The sequence below is a fragment of the Cellvibrio sp. KY-GH-1 genome (genome assembly GCF_008806975.1).
Taxonomy (GTDB): Bacteria; Pseudomonadota; Gammaproteobacteria; order Pseudomonadales; family Cellvibrionaceae; genus Cellvibrio.
This window is the reverse complement of sequence record NZ_CP031728.1, coordinates 5,681,537-5,701,090: the sequence shown is the minus strand read 5'-3', so window position 1 is coordinate 5,701,090 and position 19,554 is coordinate 5,681,537. Positions and strand designations below refer to the sequence as shown.

Genomic DNA, 19,554 nt, shown 5'->3' with positions numbered 1-19,554 from the left:
CGGAGAGATCCATCTCTCTGGCGTTCAATTAAACGTGATCGCGGAACATTTTGCGGAAAGAACTGGGAGACAACCCGGTCCAACGCTTGAATGCGTTGGTGAAGCTAGTACGATCAGAGAAATCAAGCGCACGCGACACCAGATCCACACTCATGTTATCGTCAATCAAATACTTGATCGCATAATTAAAACGAAGATCGTCGCGCAATTGTGCAAAATTGGTATTTTGGCTTTGTAGACGGCGCTGCAGCGTACGCTTGGTGAGGTGTAAATCAGACGCGACTTGCTCGATAGTCAATTCGGTGCGCCCGACTCGCTGATGCAACGCATCCATTACCCGAGCTGAAACCCCTTCACAGTGGGGAATTCGTGCAAGAACCAAATATTCTTCGTAAGACCCTATTGCTACCTGCCCTGGTTCACCATTAATTAGAGCGTTCCCATAGTTGCGTTGTAATTGAATCATTTAAGCCGCTCCTTACATTACTAGGTAGATGTAAAAATATATCTAGACAATCCCTGCAGCACATACCGAATTTTCAAGTCTCTAAAATGGTGCATACTGCGCTTGCAGCGATCATAACATAATCATTTTGGGCCAGTCTCTAGCTACTTAAACATCCAACGTTAATTACCAACGGCAATAACAGCCCACCCAAACAGTAACCTCCTTGCTAATATTCCTTCACCGCATAATTCAGCCGCAGATATGAAAATATGGTTATAGGCGAGCGCTTTTTTTGGCTAATATTGCACCTAAATCAACAAAAATCAGCACCATTACCAGTTGTCATGCCAGCACCAAAATCGGAGACCAATCACTTTATCCAGAGGGACTTTGACAGCACAACGGAGTAGAATGCGCGCAACTTTTCTTTTGTAATTTACCGGTTATTCAGCCCCATGATTCCACGTATCGACCAGACCTCCCCAGTCCAGGCCTTGTACCTGGATTTTATCAATGCCTTGCGCGATTCAGGCTTTACCGGTGACCTCAACCCGGACTACGCCAACCGCACAGTCCTCGCAACGGATAACTCCATCTATCAGGTATTGCCCCAAGGCGTACTCTACCCGCGCGACACTGCCGACTTGGTGCGTATTGCCCAGCTCAGCCAACAATCGCAATTCCAGTCAGTGGTTCTTAGCCCGCGCGGCGGCGGCACTGGTACCAATGGTCAGTCGCTGACCGACGGGCTGGTGGTAGATACCTCCAAATACATGAACCAAATTCTGGAAATTAATGCCGAAGAGCGTTGGGTGCGAGTGCAATGTGGCGTGGTCAAAGACCAGCTCAATGCCGCCATCAAACCCTACGGACTTTTTTTTGCCCCAGAGCTATCTACCAGTAATCGCGCAACAATTGGGGGCATGATCAATACCGATGCATCAGGCCAAGGCTCCTGCCGCTACGGTAAAACTCGCGACCATGTACTGGAACTTACCAGCGTATTACTGGATGGCAGCATCTGGACGTCGCACGCACTGACTGAAAATGAGCTGGAAAATATTTGGAAGCGCGATGATCGCGTCGGGGAAGTTCACCGTTTAGTAGATGCTATTCAGCGCGAGCATCACGCACTGATTGAACAAAAATTTCCAAAACTAAATCGCTGTCTCACTGGGTATGATTTGGCTCATATCCGCGATGAGCAAGGCCACTTTAACCTCAATAATATTTTGTGTGGCAGCGAGGGAACACTCGGCTTTATTACTGAAGCCAAAATTAATTTATTGCCCATCCCAAAGTTCAGTGCGCTGCTTAACGTTAATTACCGCGATTTCAATGCCGCCTTGCGCGATGCGACAAAACTGATGGAAGCAAACCCCACTTCCATTGAAACCGTGGACTCCAAAGTGCTTAACCTTGCAATGAACGACATTGTCTGGCACAGCGTTGCTGAATTTTTTCCGGCACCAACGAGCGGTGAAAAAATTCAGGGGATTAATTTGGTGGAATATACAGCTGACTCGGATGACGAATTAAAATCCGCGGTAAAAATACTGACCGATTTACTCGACCAGAATTCACTGAATACTACTACTGGCCGCATTAGCTATTCGATAGCATGGGGAAGCGATGCAGTGAATAAAATTTGGGGAATGCGCAAAAAGGCAGTAGGCCTGCTCGGAAACGTGGAAGGAGAAGTTCGCCCGGTTCCATTTGTAGAGGACACGGCAGTACCACCAGAAAATCTTGCGGATTTTATTTTTGAATTCCGTGCAGTATTGGATGAACACAAACTAACGTATGGCATGTTTGGCCACGTGGATGCCGGTGTACTGCACGTGCGCCCAGCGCTGGACATGAAAGATCCAGAACAAGAAAAAATGGTGCGAGTAATCACCGATAAAGTTGTTACGCTCACTCAAAAATACAATGGATTACTTTGGGGCGAGCACGGCAAGGGGGTTCGCTCTGAATACGCACCAGCCTTTTTCGGTGAGCTCTACCCGCAAATCCAGCGTATCAAAGCAGCATTTGATCCGCACAATCAATTAAACCCTGGAAAAATAGCGACTCCAGCTGCAAATATTGCGCTGTCAAAAATTGATGGCGTAGCGACACGCGGCCAGCAGGACCGCAAAATAATTGCACAAGTCTGGGAAGGCTATAGTGAAGGCATGCACTGCAATGGCAATGGCCTTTGTTACAACTGGAACCCCAACGATGCCATGTGCCCAAGTTGGAAAGGAACTCGCGAACGCAAGCACTCGCCCAAAGGACGCGCATCGCTAATGCGCGAATGGCTCAAACAAATGAGTGAGCGCGGGGTAAATGCACTGGATGAGAGCAAAAAATTAAAGCGCGCTAGCTTTATCTTTAATTTGCCTGCGCGTGTAATCAATACCATTGGTAAGCGCAAAGGTGAATACGACTTCTCACACGAAGTACACGAATCCATGAGTGGCTGCCTTGCATGCAAATCTTGTGTGGGTCAGTGCCCAATAAAAGTAGACGTGCCCGAATTTCGCGCAAAATTTTTAGAGCTCTACTACAGCCGCTATTTGCGCCCGCTGAAAGATTACTTCATCGGCGGCTTGGAATTTATGATCCCCACCCTTGCCAAAATGCCATGGGCTTATAATCTGGTGATGAAGCCGCAATTTATGCAACGTTTCATGGCGCGATTCGTGGGCATGGTGGACAGCCCTCTACTCAGCGGCATCAGTTTACACAAAGCGGCAGAAAAATTAGGAGTAAACTACGCAACACTCGAGAATATTGCGCAATTAAGCCCCACCGAAAAAAACAATGCCGTCATTTTGGTTCAGGATGCATTTACCAGCTACTTTGAAACGCCATTGGTAATAGACACACTCAGCTTGTTGAAAAAGCTCGGTTTTGTACCCCTGCTCGCTCCGTTTAAACCAAATGGAAAGCCACTACAAGTGCACGGCTTCTTAAAAGCATTTGCCAAAGCTGCCGACGCTAACGCAACGCAACTAAATGGAATAGCATCGTCAGGCATTCCGCTCGTAGGTATTGAACCGGCGATGACATTGGCATATCGAGCTGAATACAAAAAGGTGTTAGGCGATAACGCACCTAAAGTGCTGTTAATTCAAGAGTGGCTCGCAAAACAAGGGGAGCAACTTAATGAAAAATCGCGCGACTTTAAAACAGCCAACTTCTCTCTGCTGGCCCACTGTACCGAAAAAACCAATGCAGTCAGCTCTGTTAAAGACTGGCAAACAGTTTTCAGCAAACTCGGTCAACAATTAAAAGTTATTGAAACCGGCTGCTGCGGTATGGCAGGCACCTATGGCCATGAAAGCAGCAATGTTGAAACATCTAAAAAAATCTATGCATTATCATGGGCACAAGTCATTAATAACCCAGCTAATGCTGGCCATCTGACGGCAACTGGATACTCTTGTCGCAGCCAGACTAAACGTATTGATAATGTAAAGTTACCTCACCCGGTACAAGTGCTATTACAACAAGCAGTATAGTGATTTAATAATTAGCTTCACTTTCTATGAAAGCCGCTGTAGCCCAGAGGCTTTCCAACTTCAATGAACGACGAGCCACGACGATGAAATTACTACGCAAATTATTTGGTGCAAAACCCAAGGTTGAACCTATCAAGGCAGCCCCCCTGCCCGTCGCCGAAGTAAAACCACCCAAGCCGGTTATTACGCTGGATATAGTGGAACACACCAGTGACGAACAGGAATTGCTGAAATTGGCCCTGGAGGGGGCCACTAGTCAATTGCGTCAAGCTGCAGCAGAAAAATTACACAGTCGTGAACTTTTGGAGCAAGCCGCCAAGGCGGTCAAAACCAAAGACAAAAATGTTTTTAAGATTATTAAGAGCAAGTTGGAAAAGTTCAAAACCGAAGATGCCCAGCAAGCCGAGCTGGAATCAACAGCAATACGCATCTGCGAAAAGCTGGAAAAACATTCCCACCTAGAAGCTGATGCGCTATTCAAAGCAAAACTTACTGTATTGCAAAATGAATGGGCAACGCTCCCGAACACTTCCACATCGACTTATCAGCGCTTCACTCAAGCACTGGCTGCCTGCGAAGCAAAAATTGCTGCGCGTGCACAAGCAATTGCCGACGAAGAAGAAAAGCAAACACTGGATCAACAAGCGCAACAGCTAGCGACGGATGCACTGCACAATCTCAAACAATTGTCCGCGAGCATTTATCGCCACGCAAACATTGATGATTTACTGAACGCTAATTATGAACTGAAAATTCAAGAGCTCAGCAATGCAGTTCGCTTAGCTGCCAATCGTCAATTGCCTTTGGATAAACTCGCCAAAGAGTTTGAACATCGCAAACAGCAAACATTGAATTTGATTGACCAAATCAAAACGTCGGGCACTATTACTGAGCTGAATCAATCATTGGAAAAAATTACCGATGCAGCTCTGGTTAAGCAAGCACAGCATAAATTACACCAATTTATAAAGTCTGCTAACGAACTGAGTGACGATATCCCTGAAGCTTTAGAAGAAGCTAAAAATAAAATAAGCGCATTTCTTTCCGAGAAAAATCAGGCAGAGCAAGTAGCGAAAGATGCGCTACGCGAATTTAGCGAGTTGGCACGAAAAGGTTTATGGGCAGCAGAGCAAGGTTTTGTACGTAAAGCACGCGCCATCCAGAAAGAGCTAAACGAAAAGCGTGAGCAGCTCTCCAATCCACAAGGACTGCCCAAATCGATACAAGCAAAACTGGAAGATTTCGAAGCGCAACTGGTTAAACTTGGCGACTGGCATGAGTTTGCGGTAACCCCTAAAAAGGAAGCACTGATTGAACAAATGCGCACACTCGCGAACACCACTATTAATCCGGAGAACCTCGCCACCAAGATTCACGATTTGCAGGATAGCTGGAAAGAAGTCAGCAAGGGCGCACAGCAGCAAGATGATGATCTCTGGCAACAATTCCAGCAAGCATCTGCCGTCGCCTACGCGCCCTGCAAAGATTTTTTTGAGGCACAAGCTGCCGCACGAGAAGCCAACCTTACCAAGCGACGCGAACTGGTGAACCAACTGCACCAATATCTTGCAGGTTACGATTTTACGAATGCTGTTTGGAAAGATGTTGAGCAGACATTAAAAACGGCGCGCGCCGAATGGCAAAATTATTGGCCAGTACCGCGTAAAGCCGGCAATGACTTACAGAAAGAATTTGAAGGCCTGATGGAACAATTGTTCGGGAAGATTACCCACGAATATGAAACCAACAAAAATGCCAAGCAACAATTAATTGACCAAGCTGCCACTCTATGCAACAGCGAAGAGCCGCGCGCCGCGGCCGAACAAATTAAGCAATTACAAACCCAGTGGAAAAATATTGGCAAAAGCTGGCCGCGCGAAGAACACCAACTGTGGCAAGAATTCCGTACACATTGCGACGCTATCTTTGCCAAACGCAACCAGGTATTTGAAGCCGCTAAAGAGCAACGCCAAGCCGTTGTTACTAACGCCGAAGCAATCATTGAGCGATTACGTCAGTTTGCTGAACAAACACTCGAACACATTAACAGCGCCAAAGACGAAATCGAACAATTGAAAAGTGACTTCAATACGCTAGAACTCCCCAAAGAGTCTAACAGACCACTGCAGCAAAAATTTACTAGCGCGATAAATGCAATTGCTGCACAACGAGATAGCGCCCGCCATCAAGCAGAAGCGCAAAGCTGGACTGACTTGTTCGCAATATTGGATGGCATACGCGACTATGAAATCGCACGTATCAGTGGCAAAACCACCGATTCACTCGCCAGTCAAAAGGAAGCACTGCAACAACGAATTGAGCAGGTAGTGCGTTGGCCCTCTGGCACGCAGCAAGCTGTTCAACAACGCCTTACGAAAGCCGATTCACTCAGTGCAGAAGAACAGCAACGTAATGATAACTTATTGCGTATTCTCACGATTCGCGCTGAAATTTTGGCAGGAATAGAAAGCCCGGAATCAGACAAGTCTGTGCGAATGAATTATCAGGTTCAACAGTTGCAGCAAGGTCTCGGACAAAGGGACTCGCAATTCGAACCCTTGCTGCTTGAGTGGATTGGGTTAGGCGGTGTAGAACAAGCAACCTACACAGCCTTGCTAGCCCGCTTTAACCAAGCTCGCCAGAAAGGCACAAAATAACTTTTCCGGAAGTACAAACAAAAAGCGGGTCCGCCTAATGGGGACCCGCTTTTTTTACCTCAGCAAAACCAGTGGTAATTATTTGAATTCAGGGCGCATAAATATAGGGTGTGGCAACGCCGATCTGGATAAAAAAGCAGCCCAATCGGGCTGCTCAAACGGAGAGGTCAAAAATGTACAGGGAGAACTACAAGCTCAAAAAAACTGGCGGAAAAATCCGCCAGAATAAGGTCAAACACAACCCCTGTTTACTGCCTCATCGGCGACGATTCAGTAAACATTGAAACAATCCTACCTCTTGCATACTAGTGGGTCAAGCTTTTTGTCAAAATGACTTTAAGATTTTTTAGGGCATTTTGCGGATGATTTTAGTTTTATCTATAAGCATAAATTCCCTCGGCCTGGCATATGATTTAACATATAGCTTGCCTGCTTTCCCACCTTCATAAAGCCCTGGCAGTAGCTATGCTGTATATAAATATACTCAGCACATGCTGATAAATAGGGGAGCTGCATAACCCGCTAGCGCTAAGTTAATTGATGACGCTTGATGATTTGCCGCTTTACGAGGCTGATCGTTACTACGGATTATCAACAAATAGCCTTTGAGCCGCTTACAAGGCACAATGAACCTCAAGACGCTAACGGCAACAGCCCAATGACTTTGCAGTCTTCATGTACTGAAGGAGATTTAACGTGGCTAAACAGCCAATTCTTAATATGCGCCCGGAATCCAAGGGTTTATCCTATGATCGCCCAGCGGCAAGCCAGATTTTTGGTTTTGTGCGCGATGCCATCATCAGTATGGAACTGTTACCCGGGCAAATGATTTCCGAGACTGCTCTGGCCCAGCAGTTTGGCGTAAGCCGTACGCCAGTACGCGAAGCCCTCATACAGCTGTCCAATATAGGTTTTGTAGAAGTGCTGCCGCAACGCGGAACCTACGTAACCAAATTCAGCATGGACAAAATTCTGGAAGCTCGTTTTATTCGCGAAGCCCTGGAAGTTGCCGTAGTCACGCAATTAGCAGCAGCGGCTGATGAAGCAACCCGCCTGGAAGCTGTGGATGCGTGCGAAAAAATTATTGAAGCGCAGAAAACAGCAGCAGCAGAAGACAACGCACTGGCATTCCAGAACCTGGATGATGAATTCCATCAAACCCTGGCCAGCTTTACGCTTTACCCACGCGTAGCGACATTCATCGAAGCCGAAAAGGCCCATATGGATAGAGTGCGCAACTTGAGCTTGCATGTGAGCGGACAATATAAGCGCGTACTCAACCAGCACGCAGCGATTATTAAAGCGATAAAAGCTGGCTCAGCAGAAAAATCAGCGGCGGCCATGAGTGTTCATTTGAAGGATGTGTACAACATTCTGGAAGTCATTCCGCAAGAACACCCGGAATATTTTGTGTAGAACACTAAAAGAACAGCAACATTGTTGCTGTTCTTTTTATAAGGCACGTTTAAAAACAGCAATAAACTTACTCGAATGCGTAAAGCCTGGCTTTGAGTTTGTTAAAACCAACTCCCACCCCTCGCGCCCAAGTAAATTCAGTTTTTGATTAAACTTATCCGAGTTAAATCCACCCAAAAAAGTAACACAATCCTCAAAGCTTACCGTTTTATATTCCCAGCGGGTCATGATTCCTCCTGATTGATATCACCATCATCGAGTGCTTGCATTTCTACATCCGTCACGACTTTCTGAATTAATTTTACCCGGCCGCTTTTTACCAGCGCGTCGCGCAATACGAATTCGATTTGAGCATTCAAGCTGCGCAAGTCATCGTCTGCCCAACGCTGCATGGCGGCGATGACTTGTTCGTTAATTCGTAGAGGAAAGGATTTTTTAGTCACAGCAGAAACCTGTTAGGAATAAATGGTGCCAGTATTAATCACCGGCTTTGCCTGCTGATCACCGCAGAGCACAACTAGCAAATTACTAACCATTGCCGCTTTTCGCTCTGCATCGAGTTCAACGACTTCCTGGGCTTTTAATTGCTCCAGCGCATCGCTCACCATACCCACCGCGCCTTGCACGATAATTTTGCGCGCTGCCAATACCGCGCTCGCTTGCTGGCGCTGCAACATTGCCTGCGCTATCTCCGGTGCGTAGGCTAGATGACTCAAGCGCGCTTCGAGCACATCCACACCTGCTTTTTGCAGGCGATCCTGCACTTCATTTTTTAATTTTTGAGCAATCGAGTTGGGATCGCTGCGCAAGGACAAACGCTCATCTTCCGCGTCCTGCTCGTAGGGATAAGTCGTTGCCAGATTGCGTAGCGCCGCCTCACTTTGAATAGTGACATAGTTTTCATAGTCATCCACCTCAAAAACCGCTTCAGCAGTATCCACCACTTTCCATACAACCACGGCCGCAATTTCAATCGGGTTACCATTTGCATCATTTACTTTCAAACGCCCCGATTCAAAATTGCGCACACGCAAACTCACGGAGCGCTTACTGTAGAGAGGGTTGGCCCAACGCAACCCGGTGTTGCGATCAGTTCCCGCATACTGTCCAAATAGTTGCAGCACCTTGCCCTGATTTGGATGAACCATGTAAAAGCCAAACCAGCAAATGAACACCAATATCGCTATCAGTATCGCGGCTATTTTGAGGAAGCCAGGCAACACAAATACTGCAGCTGCACTAAGCACTTGCGACAGCAGCAGGACCGCTAACATCAGGTAACCTGAACCGCTACGCGCTTCAACTTCATGGATCATGGGAAACTCCTTGCATGCGTAATTGATATCATTTAGATATCAATTTATATCACCATTGCCAGTTTGTAAACCGTCCGTTGACATTTGTCACAGCAGACTGATGACTTTATCCGCTAGAAGAAAGCGCTCCTGTCACAGAGACTATCCAGTAAAAGTTAAATGGATAGGGGGACTTACACCCCCAAAAAGCTCATAATTAGCACACCCCTAACACTGGAAAGCGGGTCATCCCCCATGAATAACCGCCATTTCGATGAAACCACCACACTGGGTAATCAGTGCATACAATCGATTAACTCGGTGAAATCCCGTATCTGGCTGGTTTTCAGTCTCTATTATTTTATCCCTCTGATTTACATGCCCTATGACAGGATGAAATTTGGCTTGTTGATTCTGATCTATATCGTCTTTCTCGCGCTTTACGAACTGGCAATAAGAACCAGTGCACACAATGTCTGGCGCCCTATTCTGGGCATAATCCTGTTAAGTGCCATAGCAACGCCTCTAACCCCCGGCAGCGGTACGTTTTTTAGTTACATAGGTTTCTTGCTGGGATTTTTTTGCCGCCCGAAACAATGGCTAGTATGTACCGGACTGTTGATAGGCCTGATCGTCGCCCTGCACTTTTTGAATGACTATGCATTCCACTTTTTTGCTTTCAGCGCAATCACAGGCTTGATCACCATTGGCATAGTGGGGTTCACCGAGCGAGTGCGTTACGACTCACGCCTCAGCCAACAAAAAAGTCGAGAAGAGGTAGAGCAACTGGCGATTATTGCCGAGCGCGAACGCATCGCCCGCGACTTGCACGATATTCTGGGTCACACCTTATCCAGCATTGCGCTAAAAGCCGAACTTGCCGAAAAATTGCTCGCACAGGAAAAGCTTGACGGCGCCAAGCAGCACCTATCTGAATTGCATCAAATTGCGCGCAATAGCTTGAGCCTTGTACGTCAAACTGTATCCGGCTATAAACATCGCGGCCTTTCGGGCGAAGTAATGGAATTGTGCGAGCGCTTGCGCCAAAAAGGTTTCATCGTTGAGCTTAACGGCGAAATTCCGCAATTATCCCCGCGTGCAGAAACCGCAGTCATCCTTGCACTAACCGAACTAACTACCAACATTTTACGTCACAGCAAAGGCGATCACTGTCAAATCGAGTTCAGCAAATATTGCGATAAAATCCAGGTAAAAATGCGTGATAACGGCGCAGTCACTGCCTTAACGCCGGGCAATGGTTTACGCGGAATACAGGAACGGCTACAAACAATTGCCGGTGAAATGCAATCGTCCGTTCACAAAGGTTGCGAATTTATTATTTCCTTGCCTAGTCGCGAACTACAACAAAGGTCCTAGTGTTCATGAAAATTTTACTCGCCGAAGACCAATCTATGGTTCGTGGTGCGCTGGCTGCTTTGCTAGCAATGGAAACCGGTTTTGAAATTACCCAGGCAGAAGATGGCGATCGAGCCTGGTTGCTCATGAAACAAAATAGCTACGATATTTTATTAACCGATATTGAAATGCCGGGCCGCTCCGGCCTGGAATTGGCCCAATGGGTACTGCAACAAAAGTTGCCGACTAAAACCATCATCATTACCACCTTTGGACGCTCTGGGTACATTCGCCGCGCCATCGACATGGGCGTAGCGGGATTCCTGTTAAAAGATGCACCTTCAGATCAATTAATTGAGGCCATCCACAAAGTAATGGATGGCAAACGAGTGATTGATGGTGAATTGGCGATGATGGCACTGGGTGAATCTGACCCACTCAATGACAAAGAACGTCGCGCATTGCGCCTGGCCGCAGAGGGCAAAACCACGGCGGAAATTGCCACCGTGCTCTGTTTATCTGAAGGGACTGTGCGTAATTATTTGTCGGAAGCTATTGCGAAGCTACACGCCGTTAACCGGGTCGATGCTGCACGTATTGCCCGGCAAAAAGGCTGGATCTAATCCAGCCGCAACAAAAGCCGATAAAATCACACCGCTACGTATTCCTGTTGCCTCTGTCCGGCTGCTAGAATCCCCGCACCGCGCTAAGCCGCGGCACCAACAGCGATAACTAAAAATACAAAAAATGCGGAGCTATCCTGCCAACAGACGCGGGCCGCCCGACACACGACCCAATATTACCTGCACTAAAACCCAATAAAGAACAGGGAAACCTATGAACCATACTGAGACTATCCGGCAGTGGCCGGAGTACGCGGCCCTGACCCGCGCACGCAAGAAAATCATGTGGCCGCTCTCTATCATTACGATTGCCGCTTATTTTGTCCTTATCCTCGCTATTGCATTCAACCCTCACTCACTCGGCAATCCAGTCGGTAACGGCGTGACCTCTATAGGTATCATGCTGGGGTTGGGAATTATTCTGCTGTGCTTTGTGGTGACCGGCATTTACGTCTATTACGCCAATCGCGTCCTTGAGCCTCTGAACCAGGCCATCCTTAAAAAAGCGGAGGCGCTGAAGTGATGACTATTTTTGCTCGCCTGTTGGTATTGCTAATTGCAACCACCAGTCTCCCCGCGTTAGCGCAAACTAAGAGCATGGCTCCCGGTTCCGCAATCCTGATGTTTATATTCTTTGTGATGCTGACATTAGGAATTACCATCTGGGCCTCCAAACGCACTAAAACAACTAAAGATTTCTACGCGGCCGGAGGAGGAATCGGCGGCGTCCAAAACGGGTTAGCAATCGCCGGTGACTACATGTCAGCTGCTTCATTTCTTGGCATCGCCGGTTTGGTATATATGTCAGGGTTCGATGGCTTAATTTATGCCATTGGATTTTTAGTCGGCTGGCCAATTGTGCTGTTGCTGATTGCCGAGCCGTTGCGCAATTTAGGTAAATATACCTTTGCCGATGTTGCCTCTTTCCGCTTACAACAAAAACCGATTCGCATATTGGCAGCCAGCGGCTCGCTGGTTACGGTAATTTTTTATTTAATTGCGCAGATGGTAGGCGCAGGAAAATTAATTGAATTGCTGTTTGGCATGCAATATGAAGTAGCTGTCGTGATTGTCGGCGTGCTCATGACCTTTTATGTCACCTTCGGTGGCATGCTCGCCACCACCTGGGTGCAATTGATTAAAGCTATTTTACTACTCTCAGGCGCCACCCTTATGGCGATACTGGTGATGGTGCAATTTGGTTTCAGTTTTGAAAACCTGTTTGCAGAAGCGGTTAAAGTGCATGCGAAAGGCACAGCGATTATGGCCCCTGGCACTTTGGTTGCAGATCCCATATCTGCCATTTCTTTAGGGATGGCACTGATGTTTGGCACCGCCGGTCTACCGCATATTTTGATGCGCTTCTTCACCGTGCGCGATGCCGTGCAAGCGCGCCGCTCAGTATTTTACGCTACCGGTTTTATCGGCTATTTCTATATTCTTACGTTCATCATTGGTTTTGGTGCAATCGTGTTGCTCGCCGCCCATCCGGAATATTTTAGCAACGGCGCATTGATTGGTGGCACCAATATGGCGGCTATTCGCTTGTCGCAAGCTGTGGGTGGCGACATGCTGCTCGGATTTATTTCTGCTGTTGCCTTTGCCACTATTCTCGCCGTGGTTTCCGGTTTAACACTTGCAGGTTCCAGCGCAATTTCTCACGATCTCTACGCAACCTTGATACTGAAAGGCGAACGCAACGAAGAAAAAGAAATGCGTGCATCGCGGATTGCTACTATCGTCCTTGGCGTTATTGCCGTACTGCTCGGAATTGTTTTTGAAAACCAAAACGTCGCCTTTATGGTGGGCTTGGCCTTCTGCGTTGCAGCCAGCGCGAACTTCCCGATTTTGTTACTCAGTATGTATTGGCGCAAACTCACTACTCGTGGGGCTGTGGTCGGCGGCTCATTGGGCCTGCTGACAGCCGTAGTGCTGGTTTTTATCGGCCCTACCGTTTGGGTGGATGCTCTCGGCAATAAAGAAGCAATATTCCCCTTCAAGTACCCGGCAATTTTTTCCATCAGCATCGCCTTTATTGGCATCTGGGTTTTCTCACTGCTGGATAATTCAGCCACAGCCAAAGCGGAGCAAGCTGCCTTTGATGCGCAATTTGTTCGCTCGCAAACTGGCATAGGTGCAGCAGACGCTAGCGAACACTAATCGTTACATTCAAGCGCTCATAAAAAAGCCCCGCGCATTTTCACTACCATGCGCGGGGCTTTTTATTTACTGCTTCTCTTATTTACTACTTCATTTTTTATTTACAAAGTAGTTATAAACCGCAAGGTGATGGTAGCGGTGGATTTTGCTCTTTCACGCCATCCAGGTACGCGACTTTATTACTGCGATAGCCAGCAACCAGCGCTTCAACTTCTGCCGTCGATAAGGCGACGCCCTCGCGGAAAAATACCCAATCAATATCTTCCTGATATTCACGCAGCTCTGGTGAATCTACCGGGCCTTGCGAACCATCTGCGCCTTTCGGCATAAACCACAAATTAAAGTTGATGGACATAAAATCCTCCGGATACACCGCACTGGTATGCTCGGCAAATAATTGTCCATCCACATAATAAATAACCTTGTTGTCCGCCACGGTTAGCACCAGTGTGTGCCAGCCTGCATAGCTGCCCGCTTTGCGAGTATATTCATTGACCTTGGTCCAGGGCTCTAACTGAAAGGTATCCCAGCTGGTGGTCCACAGTGCGGGCACAGTGTTTTCGCCCCAGCCGCCATTAGGAAGATATTCAAAATCCGTTTCGCTGTAGTTTTTATCCATCGGCGCTTTTAGCGGGCTGATCGCATAAAACGTTTGGATAACTTCGTCGCCGTCGGGACCATAACTTGGTTCGTCGCGGAAAAATATGCGCGCGGCATAGGTACCTTCCCGATATTTGCGCGCATGGCAGAACTGGGTGTGGCGAGTGTTTTCCCCAGTACCGCCCGTCACTGAACTCATGCGAATTGCGCCGTTCTCTGCGCCGCTAATATCCTGGTGAAACGACAAGCCCTCGGCCGACCAGGTAGCACCTTTTATGCCCGGGTGACCGGTCTCGGTTCTAACCTTCCAGCCATTGTTATAAAAGCCGACCACATCCGCATAACTGAAATCGTCAAAGAAAACAGGTACCGACGCTACTGGCGCGGGTGCAGCTTGCACTGGCTGCGGATTGGCAGTTTCCGGCTGCGCGCTATCAGATTTTTTCTCACCCGAATCACAGCCGGTAAAACCGATACTTGCTGCAACAACGCTGGTAAGCAGAATTATTTTTGTATTCATTGCCTTTCTCCCTCTTTATCGCTCTGGCGATTGTGTTTGGAGGCGCTATTCTCGCGCATCAGACAACGTTGTCAAACTGATTTTATCTTTCTCATAAAACCTTAACTGGAATTTACATAGTCATCTAAAAATGGTTGGGCTTGAATTAAAAATCAGCTTCAGCAGCGATAAAAACTTGTTCCCCGGTGGTTGGATGAGTGAACTGCAAATCCCGCGCGTGAAGCAACAGTCGCGTTGCCGAGTGCGAATAGGTTCCGCCATAAAACTCACATCCAAGAATCGGGTGCCCAAGTGCCTGCAAATGCAAACGCAATTGATGTGAACGGCCCGTAATTGGATGCAGTAACACCCGCGTAGTATTCGCACTGGTATCGCGTTCTAACACCTTAAATTCTGTTACTGAGGGCTTACCAGTGTCATGGCAGATTTTGTATTTAGGGCCCTCACCTGCCGCGATCGGTAAATCAATAACGCCTTCATCCTGTTCCACCAACCCGGCAACTACCGCCAGATAATGCTTGCTCACCGCGCGCGCCTGGAACTGTTTGCTGATATGCGATAAAGCCGGCTTATTCAACGGAATCACCATAACGCCAGAGGTATCGAAATCCAGACGATGCACTATGGCCGCAGACGGGTAATCCATCTCCAAACGACTAATCACCGAATCGCGATTTTGCGGATGGCGACCGGGCACACTGAGCAAGCGCGTCGGCTTGTTGATAAGAAGAAAATCCACGTCTACCCGCAGGATTTTCAGATCCGCAGTACAAGGAGGAAGTACATATAATTGGTCGATATCGGCATGCATAAGCGAAATAGTTAATAGATAGAAAAAAAATCAATATGGGCATGATACCAGCCCCAAGCCAATAAATTCGCGCATCATAACCTTGCGGAACAAGCTTAGGCCCAAAGGGTTATTCACATCCGCGAAGACGACTGTTATCGTGCCGGCGCAAAACTCGCCGGAGAGCGGCTTTTCCTGTATCCTGCGCGCCTTAATTTCCAGCCTACTGCGCCATTCCGTGATGGCCTTTTTCTTATAGATAGGTATCTAGCTCCATGTATATCTACGACGAGTACGACAATAGCATCCTGCGTCAGCGCGTTGCTCAATTCCGCGGCCAAACCGAGCGCTTTCTGGCCGGGGAATTACCGCCCGAACAATTCCTGCCACTGCGTTTACAGAATGGCCTTTATGTTCAACGCCTGGCCCCCATGCTGCGAATTAACGTGCCCTACGGCATGATTAACTCCACCCAAATCCGTAAGCTGGCCCATATTGCCCGTCACTACGACAAAGGCTATTGCCACGTTAGTACCCGTCAGAACATCCAGTACAACTGGCCAGATCTGACCGAAGTGCCTGATATTCTTTCAGAGCTTGCGGATGTCGGCATGCACGGTACCCAGTCCAGCGGTAACTGTATCCGCAATACTACCTCTGACCAATTTGCCGGCACAGCACCCGATGAAATTGTGGACCCACGCCCCTACTGCGAAATTATTCGCCAGTGGTCCAGCTTCCACCCGGAGTTTGCCTTCCTGCCACGTAAATTCAAAATTGCAGTAACAGGTTCGACACAAGATCGCGCTGCGGTGCAAGTGCATGATATCGGCCTGCAAATATTGCTGAATGAAAAAGGCGAAGTCGGTTTTCAAGTTTATGTCGGTGGCGGCCTGGGCCGCACTCCTTGTATTGGCTCCGCCATTCGCGATTTCTTGCCAGAAGAAGATTTATTGTCTTACCTGGAAGCTATCCTGCGCGTATACAACCTCTACGGTCGCCGCGATAACAAATACAAAGCCCGTATTAAAATTCTGGTGCGCGCACTGACGCCGGAAGTCTTCGCACAAAAAGTTGAAGCTGAATGGCAATACTTGAAAGATGGCTACAACAAATTAACTCGCGATGAAATCGAGCGTGCCAAAGGCTTCTTCACTGCACCCGCCTACGACACTATTGATAATGCTGCGGCACAAGCTGCGGTAAACGCACAAGCGAGTGAGAGCGTTGCGTTCGGCAAGTGGCTACAACGCAACGTGCGCGAGCACAAAGTTCCCGGATATGCTGCGGTGACTTTATCGCTGAAACCAACTGGTGTTGCGCCTGGCGATATTACTGATTCCCAGTTGGAAATCATCGCCAACCTGGCTGATGAATTCAGCTTTGGTGAAGCACGCACTACGCATGAACAAAATATCGTGCTGGCTGACGTGAAGAAAACTGAATTATTTACACTCTGGCAAAAAGCCAAAGCGGCCGGTTTTGCAACGCCCAATATCGGCACCATTACCGATATTATTTGCTGTCCCGGCGGTGACTTCTGCTCACTGGCTAACGCGAAATCCATTCCAATTGCTGAAGCCATTCAACGTCAATTTGAAGACCTGGATTATGTTTATGACCTGGGCGATATCGACCTGAATATTTCCGGTTGTATGAATGCCTGTGGCCATCACCATGTCGGCCACATTGGTATTTTGGGCGTGGATAAAGCGGGTAAAGAGTTTTATCAAGTGCAGTTAGGCGGTAACGCCAGTAACGACGCTTCGCTGGGCGATGTACTTGGCCCATCATTCAGTGCGGAAGATATGCCAACCGTTATCCAGAAATTGGTAGATGTATATCTCGCCAACCGCACCGCTGAAGAATTATTTATCGATACCTACCGCCGTATAGGCGCAGCTCCCTTCAAGGAGAAAGTTTATGCCAAAGCTAATTAAAGACGGCTTGATTGTCGAAAACACCTGGACATTGATCGCTAAACCAGAAGGCGAAGCCGCTGCTGCAGAAGTTCCTGCGGGTCAGGTCATTATTCCCGTTAGTGTTTGGCTCGCCCAAAAGGAAACACTGCAAACACGCACTGATATTGGTGTATGGCTGGACAGCGATGAAAGCGCCGAGTTAATAGGTGCAGAGGCGAATCGCTTCCCGGTGATCGGCGTTAACTTTCCGCTGTTTATGGATGGCCGCGCTTTTTCCAGCGCGCGCCTGCTGCGCGAGCGCTATGGCTTCACTGGCGAACTGCGTGCCGTTGGCAATTTTATCCGCGACCAACTTTGCTACTTGCGCCGCTGCGGTGTTAATGCGTTTGCCTTTGCCAATCCTGAAATAAATCTGGATGAAGCGGCAAAATCATTGCAAGACCTGCAGGAATATTATCAAGCTGCTGTAGATCAACCACTGCCGCTCTTTAGGCGTCGGGCTTGATAGCCAACACAGAAATAAAAAAAAACGCCGCTTTATAGCGGCGTTTTTATTTATACAATTTATTCAGACTAAGGGCTAGTCACAGCGAAAGGTTAATGCCAATTCGATTCGTCCCATCGCCAAACCACGGTAATGCTCACCAATAATCGCAAAACCATTACCACACTTTTCCAACGCCTTTGGTAATAATTGTGCACGCGCCACGGGCAGATTAGCCCACTGATCTACTTCTACGCGCAACATAAAATTCTGTTCAACTTTCTGTTTAGATGTGCGCAAGCCTTGTGCAGAAGCTTCTTGTGTTGCAGGCGCATCTTGTGTGGTTGGAGCGGTAGTATTTTTTTCTGCACCAGTAGTCTCCAGTACAGCACCCTCTTCTCCTTTTTTAAACGCTTTCTGCAAAAACCCGTTCAGTCCTTCGTTGGAATAATCGCAATCTTGCTGGTTCACATTCATCGAGTCGGCTGCATCCACAGCTGCTTCACAGTTTTTTTTAGCTGCTTCACTGGCTTCTACTGAAAATGCTACCAACAACAGGCAAAACGCAAGAGATTTCATGGATCACTCCTGAATATCGTTAACAATAAAATATCATTTCCCAAAATAACAAAGGGTGCTTACGCACCCTTTGCTTACAAATTGCAATTCGCAGTCACGAATTAGAATTTGAAATCCACACCAACACCACCGTAAGTATCATCACGATAGGTGTCAACAGTTGGTTCAGTAGCGTCATTCATGCCATTTTCAACTGAAGTGAAGTAACCGTACAAAGTGGCATTTTTGGTCATTTTGTAATCCACACCAACGCTCGCGGCTTCGCCATCGATCCATCTTACGTCAGAGTCACCAAATTGACCTTTTACGGCCCACTTGTCGGTCAGGTTCCAGAGGATAGAAACCAACGCACCGTCTTCATCGTAGCCGGTATTGTCGTTTTCGTATTGCTCAGCCAACGCACCTAATTGCACAGGGCCCAAAGTCAAACGAGCGACAGCGCGAACCAGGCTAATACCATCAGCTTCTACGTCCTGATCAGTTGCGATAGCCCCGTAGAATACCGGGCTGGTATAGCTGAAAGATACAGACGCGCCATTGGTTGGAGTACCCGCTTGTTTGAAGGTACCGTCGTTTTCTTCAGAGGTGTAGGCAGCAGCAATTGCGAAACCGCCGAAAGTTGGGGTTACGTATTGCACGATGTTGCTTACGCGGTTTTCACCTTTGAAGATGTTGGTAATATCGCCTTCCAGATCATTGAACAGGTCAATTTTTTCCTGAGCAACTTTAGTTGGGGTATCAAAGTGACCGCCCATAATGGTACCAGCTACACCTTGCAGACCCAGAAAAATATTACGTTGGCCGAAAGTTTGTGAACCGTTGGTACCGTCATCCACTTCAGTTTGGTATTCAAACTGGTAAATCACTTTCAACTTCGAATTAACTTCTTCACCACCCTTTACACCGATGCGCGAAGCGTTGCTCAGTAACTCTACTTTGCTGCCATCAGCCTGATTGCCGTTAGCAGTTGAATAACTAGCTTCGTCGGTGCTTTGCAGGGAAACGTTGGCTTTACCGTATACGACTACGTCAGCAACAGCTGCCAGCGGGAACAGAGAAGCGAGGGTCACGGCTAATAATGTTTTTTTCATGGAGTTGTCTCCTTGATTGTGTGTGTGTGATGCATAGAGCATCGGTGAGTCAGGTGTTTCGAATTTAAAGATTACATTTATGTGTCTTTCGGGTTGCCATTGTG

The 19,554-nt window shown here is 47.7% G+C and carries 17 protein-coding genes; 9 read left to right on the top strand and 8 right to left on the bottom strand.

What is annotated here, in order from left to right; all coding sequences use genetic code 11:
* Positions 1 to 28: 28 nt before the first annotated feature.
* Positions 29 to 466 (bottom strand): AraC family transcriptional regulator, encoded by a 438-nt coding sequence (locus D0C16_RS23680; protein WP_151034701.1) that lies wholly within the window; start codon positions 464 to 466, stop codon positions 29 to 31.
* 437 nt (positions 467 to 903) lie between these two features.
* Here D0C16_RS23680 and D0C16_RS23675 point away from each other — a divergent pair, with 437 nt between their 5' ends.
* The 3 genes from D0C16_RS23675 to D0C16_RS23665 all read left to right on the top strand — a co-directional run bounded on the left by D0C16_RS23675 (position 904) and on the right by D0C16_RS23665 (position 8,030).
* A complete protein-coding gene (locus D0C16_RS23675; protein WP_151034700.1) occupies positions 904 to 3,957 on the top strand; it encodes an FAD-binding and (Fe-S)-binding domain-containing protein in 3,054 nt (1,017 codons plus the stop codon).
* Positions 3,958 to 4,040: 83 nt separating this feature from the next.
* Positions 4,041 to 6,614 (top strand): DUF349 domain-containing protein, encoded by a 2,574-nt coding sequence (locus tag D0C16_RS23670; RefSeq protein ID WP_151034699.1) that lies wholly within the window; start codon positions 4,041 to 4,043, stop codon positions 6,612 to 6,614.
* 696 nt (positions 6,615 to 7,310) lie between these two features.
* A complete protein-coding gene (locus D0C16_RS23665; RefSeq protein ID WP_225318836.1) occupies positions 7,311 to 8,030 on the top strand; it encodes a GntR family transcriptional regulator in 720 nt (239 codons plus the stop codon).
* Positions 8,031 to 8,066: 36 nt separating this feature from the next.
* Here D0C16_RS23665 and D0C16_RS23660 read toward each other — a convergent pair whose 3' ends face one another.
* From D0C16_RS23660 to D0C16_RS23650, 3 genes are read right to left on the bottom strand one after another with little or no spacing between them, the layout of a single operon-like run.
* On the bottom strand, positions 8,067 to 8,258 hold the full coding sequence (locus tag D0C16_RS23660) for a DUF4177 domain-containing protein (RefSeq protein WP_151034698.1): 192 nt from the start codon (positions 8,256 to 8,258) through the stop codon (positions 8,067 to 8,069).
* Positions 8,255 to 8,473: a hypothetical protein gene (locus D0C16_RS23655; RefSeq protein ID WP_151034697.1), complete on the bottom strand. Its 219-nt coding sequence runs from the start codon at positions 8,471 to 8,473 to the stop codon at positions 8,255 to 8,257. The genes D0C16_RS23660 and D0C16_RS23655 overlap by 4 nt, the downstream gene beginning before the upstream one ends.
* A gap of 12 nt (positions 8,474 to 8,485) precedes the next feature.
* A complete protein-coding gene (locus D0C16_RS23650) occupies positions 8,486 to 9,346 on the bottom strand; it encodes an SPFH domain-containing protein (protein ID WP_151034696.1) in 861 nt (286 codons plus the stop codon).
* A gap of 234 nt (positions 9,347 to 9,580) precedes the next feature.
* Here D0C16_RS23650 and D0C16_RS23645 point away from each other — a divergent pair, with 234 nt between their 5' ends.
* The 4 genes from D0C16_RS23645 to D0C16_RS23630 all read left to right on the top strand — a co-directional run bounded on the left by D0C16_RS23645 (position 9,581) and on the right by D0C16_RS23630 (position 13,464).
* Entirely contained in the window at positions 9,581 to 10,702 is a 1,122-nt protein-coding gene (locus tag D0C16_RS23645) for a sensor histidine kinase (RefSeq protein ID WP_225318835.1), read from the top strand.
* Between the two features lie 5 nt (positions 10,703 to 10,707).
* Positions 10,708 to 11,304: a DNA-binding response regulator gene (locus tag D0C16_RS23640; protein ID WP_151034695.1), complete on the top strand. Its 597-nt coding sequence runs from the start codon at positions 10,708 to 10,710 to the stop codon at positions 11,302 to 11,304.
* 214 nt (positions 11,305 to 11,518) lie between these two features.
* Positions 11,519 to 11,827 carry a DUF485 domain-containing protein gene (locus D0C16_RS23635; RefSeq protein WP_151034694.1) on the top strand — a complete coding sequence of 103 codons (309 nt, stop codon included), beginning with the start codon at positions 11,519 to 11,521 and terminating at the stop codon, positions 11,825 to 11,827.
* A complete protein-coding gene (locus D0C16_RS23630; protein ID WP_151034693.1) occupies positions 11,827 to 13,464 on the top strand; it encodes a cation acetate symporter in 1,638 nt (545 codons plus the stop codon). Before D0C16_RS23635 ends, D0C16_RS23630 begins: the two co-directional genes overlap by 1 nt.
* Positions 13,465 to 13,576: 112 nt before the next feature.
* Here the strand turns inward: D0C16_RS23630 and D0C16_RS23625 are convergent, their stop codons facing one another.
* Positions 13,577 to 14,584, bottom strand: coding sequence for a glycoside hydrolase family 16 protein (locus tag D0C16_RS23625; RefSeq protein ID WP_225318834.1), 1,008 nt, complete (start codon positions 14,582 to 14,584; stop codon positions 13,577 to 13,579).
* A gap of 145 nt (positions 14,585 to 14,729) precedes the next feature.
* Positions 14,730 to 15,395, bottom strand: a complete 666-nt coding sequence (locus D0C16_RS23620; RefSeq protein ID WP_151034692.1) for a pseudouridine synthase — start codon at positions 15,393 to 15,395, stop codon at positions 14,730 to 14,732.
* Between the two features lie 254 nt (positions 15,396 to 15,649).
* Between D0C16_RS23620 and D0C16_RS23615 the strand changes: the two genes are divergently transcribed.
* Together D0C16_RS23615 and D0C16_RS23610 are read left to right on the top strand one after the other, a co-directional pair.
* On the top strand, positions 15,650 to 17,314 hold the full coding sequence (locus tag D0C16_RS23615) for a nitrite/sulfite reductase (RefSeq protein ID WP_151034691.1): 1,665 nt from the start codon (positions 15,650 to 15,652) through the stop codon (positions 17,312 to 17,314).
* Entirely contained in the window at positions 17,298 to 17,801 is a 504-nt protein-coding gene (locus D0C16_RS23610) for a DUF934 domain-containing protein (RefSeq protein WP_151034690.1), read from the top strand. The genes D0C16_RS23615 and D0C16_RS23610 overlap by 17 nt, the downstream gene beginning before the upstream one ends.
* A 75-nt stretch (positions 17,802 to 17,876) precedes the next feature.
* Here D0C16_RS23610 and D0C16_RS23605 read toward each other — a convergent pair whose 3' ends face one another.
* Together D0C16_RS23605 and D0C16_RS23600 are read right to left on the bottom strand one after the other, a co-directional pair.
* Entirely contained in the window at positions 17,877 to 18,359 is a 483-nt protein-coding gene (locus tag D0C16_RS23605) for a hypothetical protein (RefSeq protein ID WP_151034689.1), read from the bottom strand.
* Between the two features lie 101 nt (positions 18,360 to 18,460).
* The gene (locus D0C16_RS23600) at positions 18,461 to 19,450 is read right to left on the bottom strand and encodes a porin (RefSeq protein WP_151034688.1); all 990 of its coding nucleotides are present in this window, start codon (positions 19,448 to 19,450) and stop codon (positions 18,461 to 18,463) included.
* Positions 19,451 to 19,554: the final 104 nt, after the last annotated feature.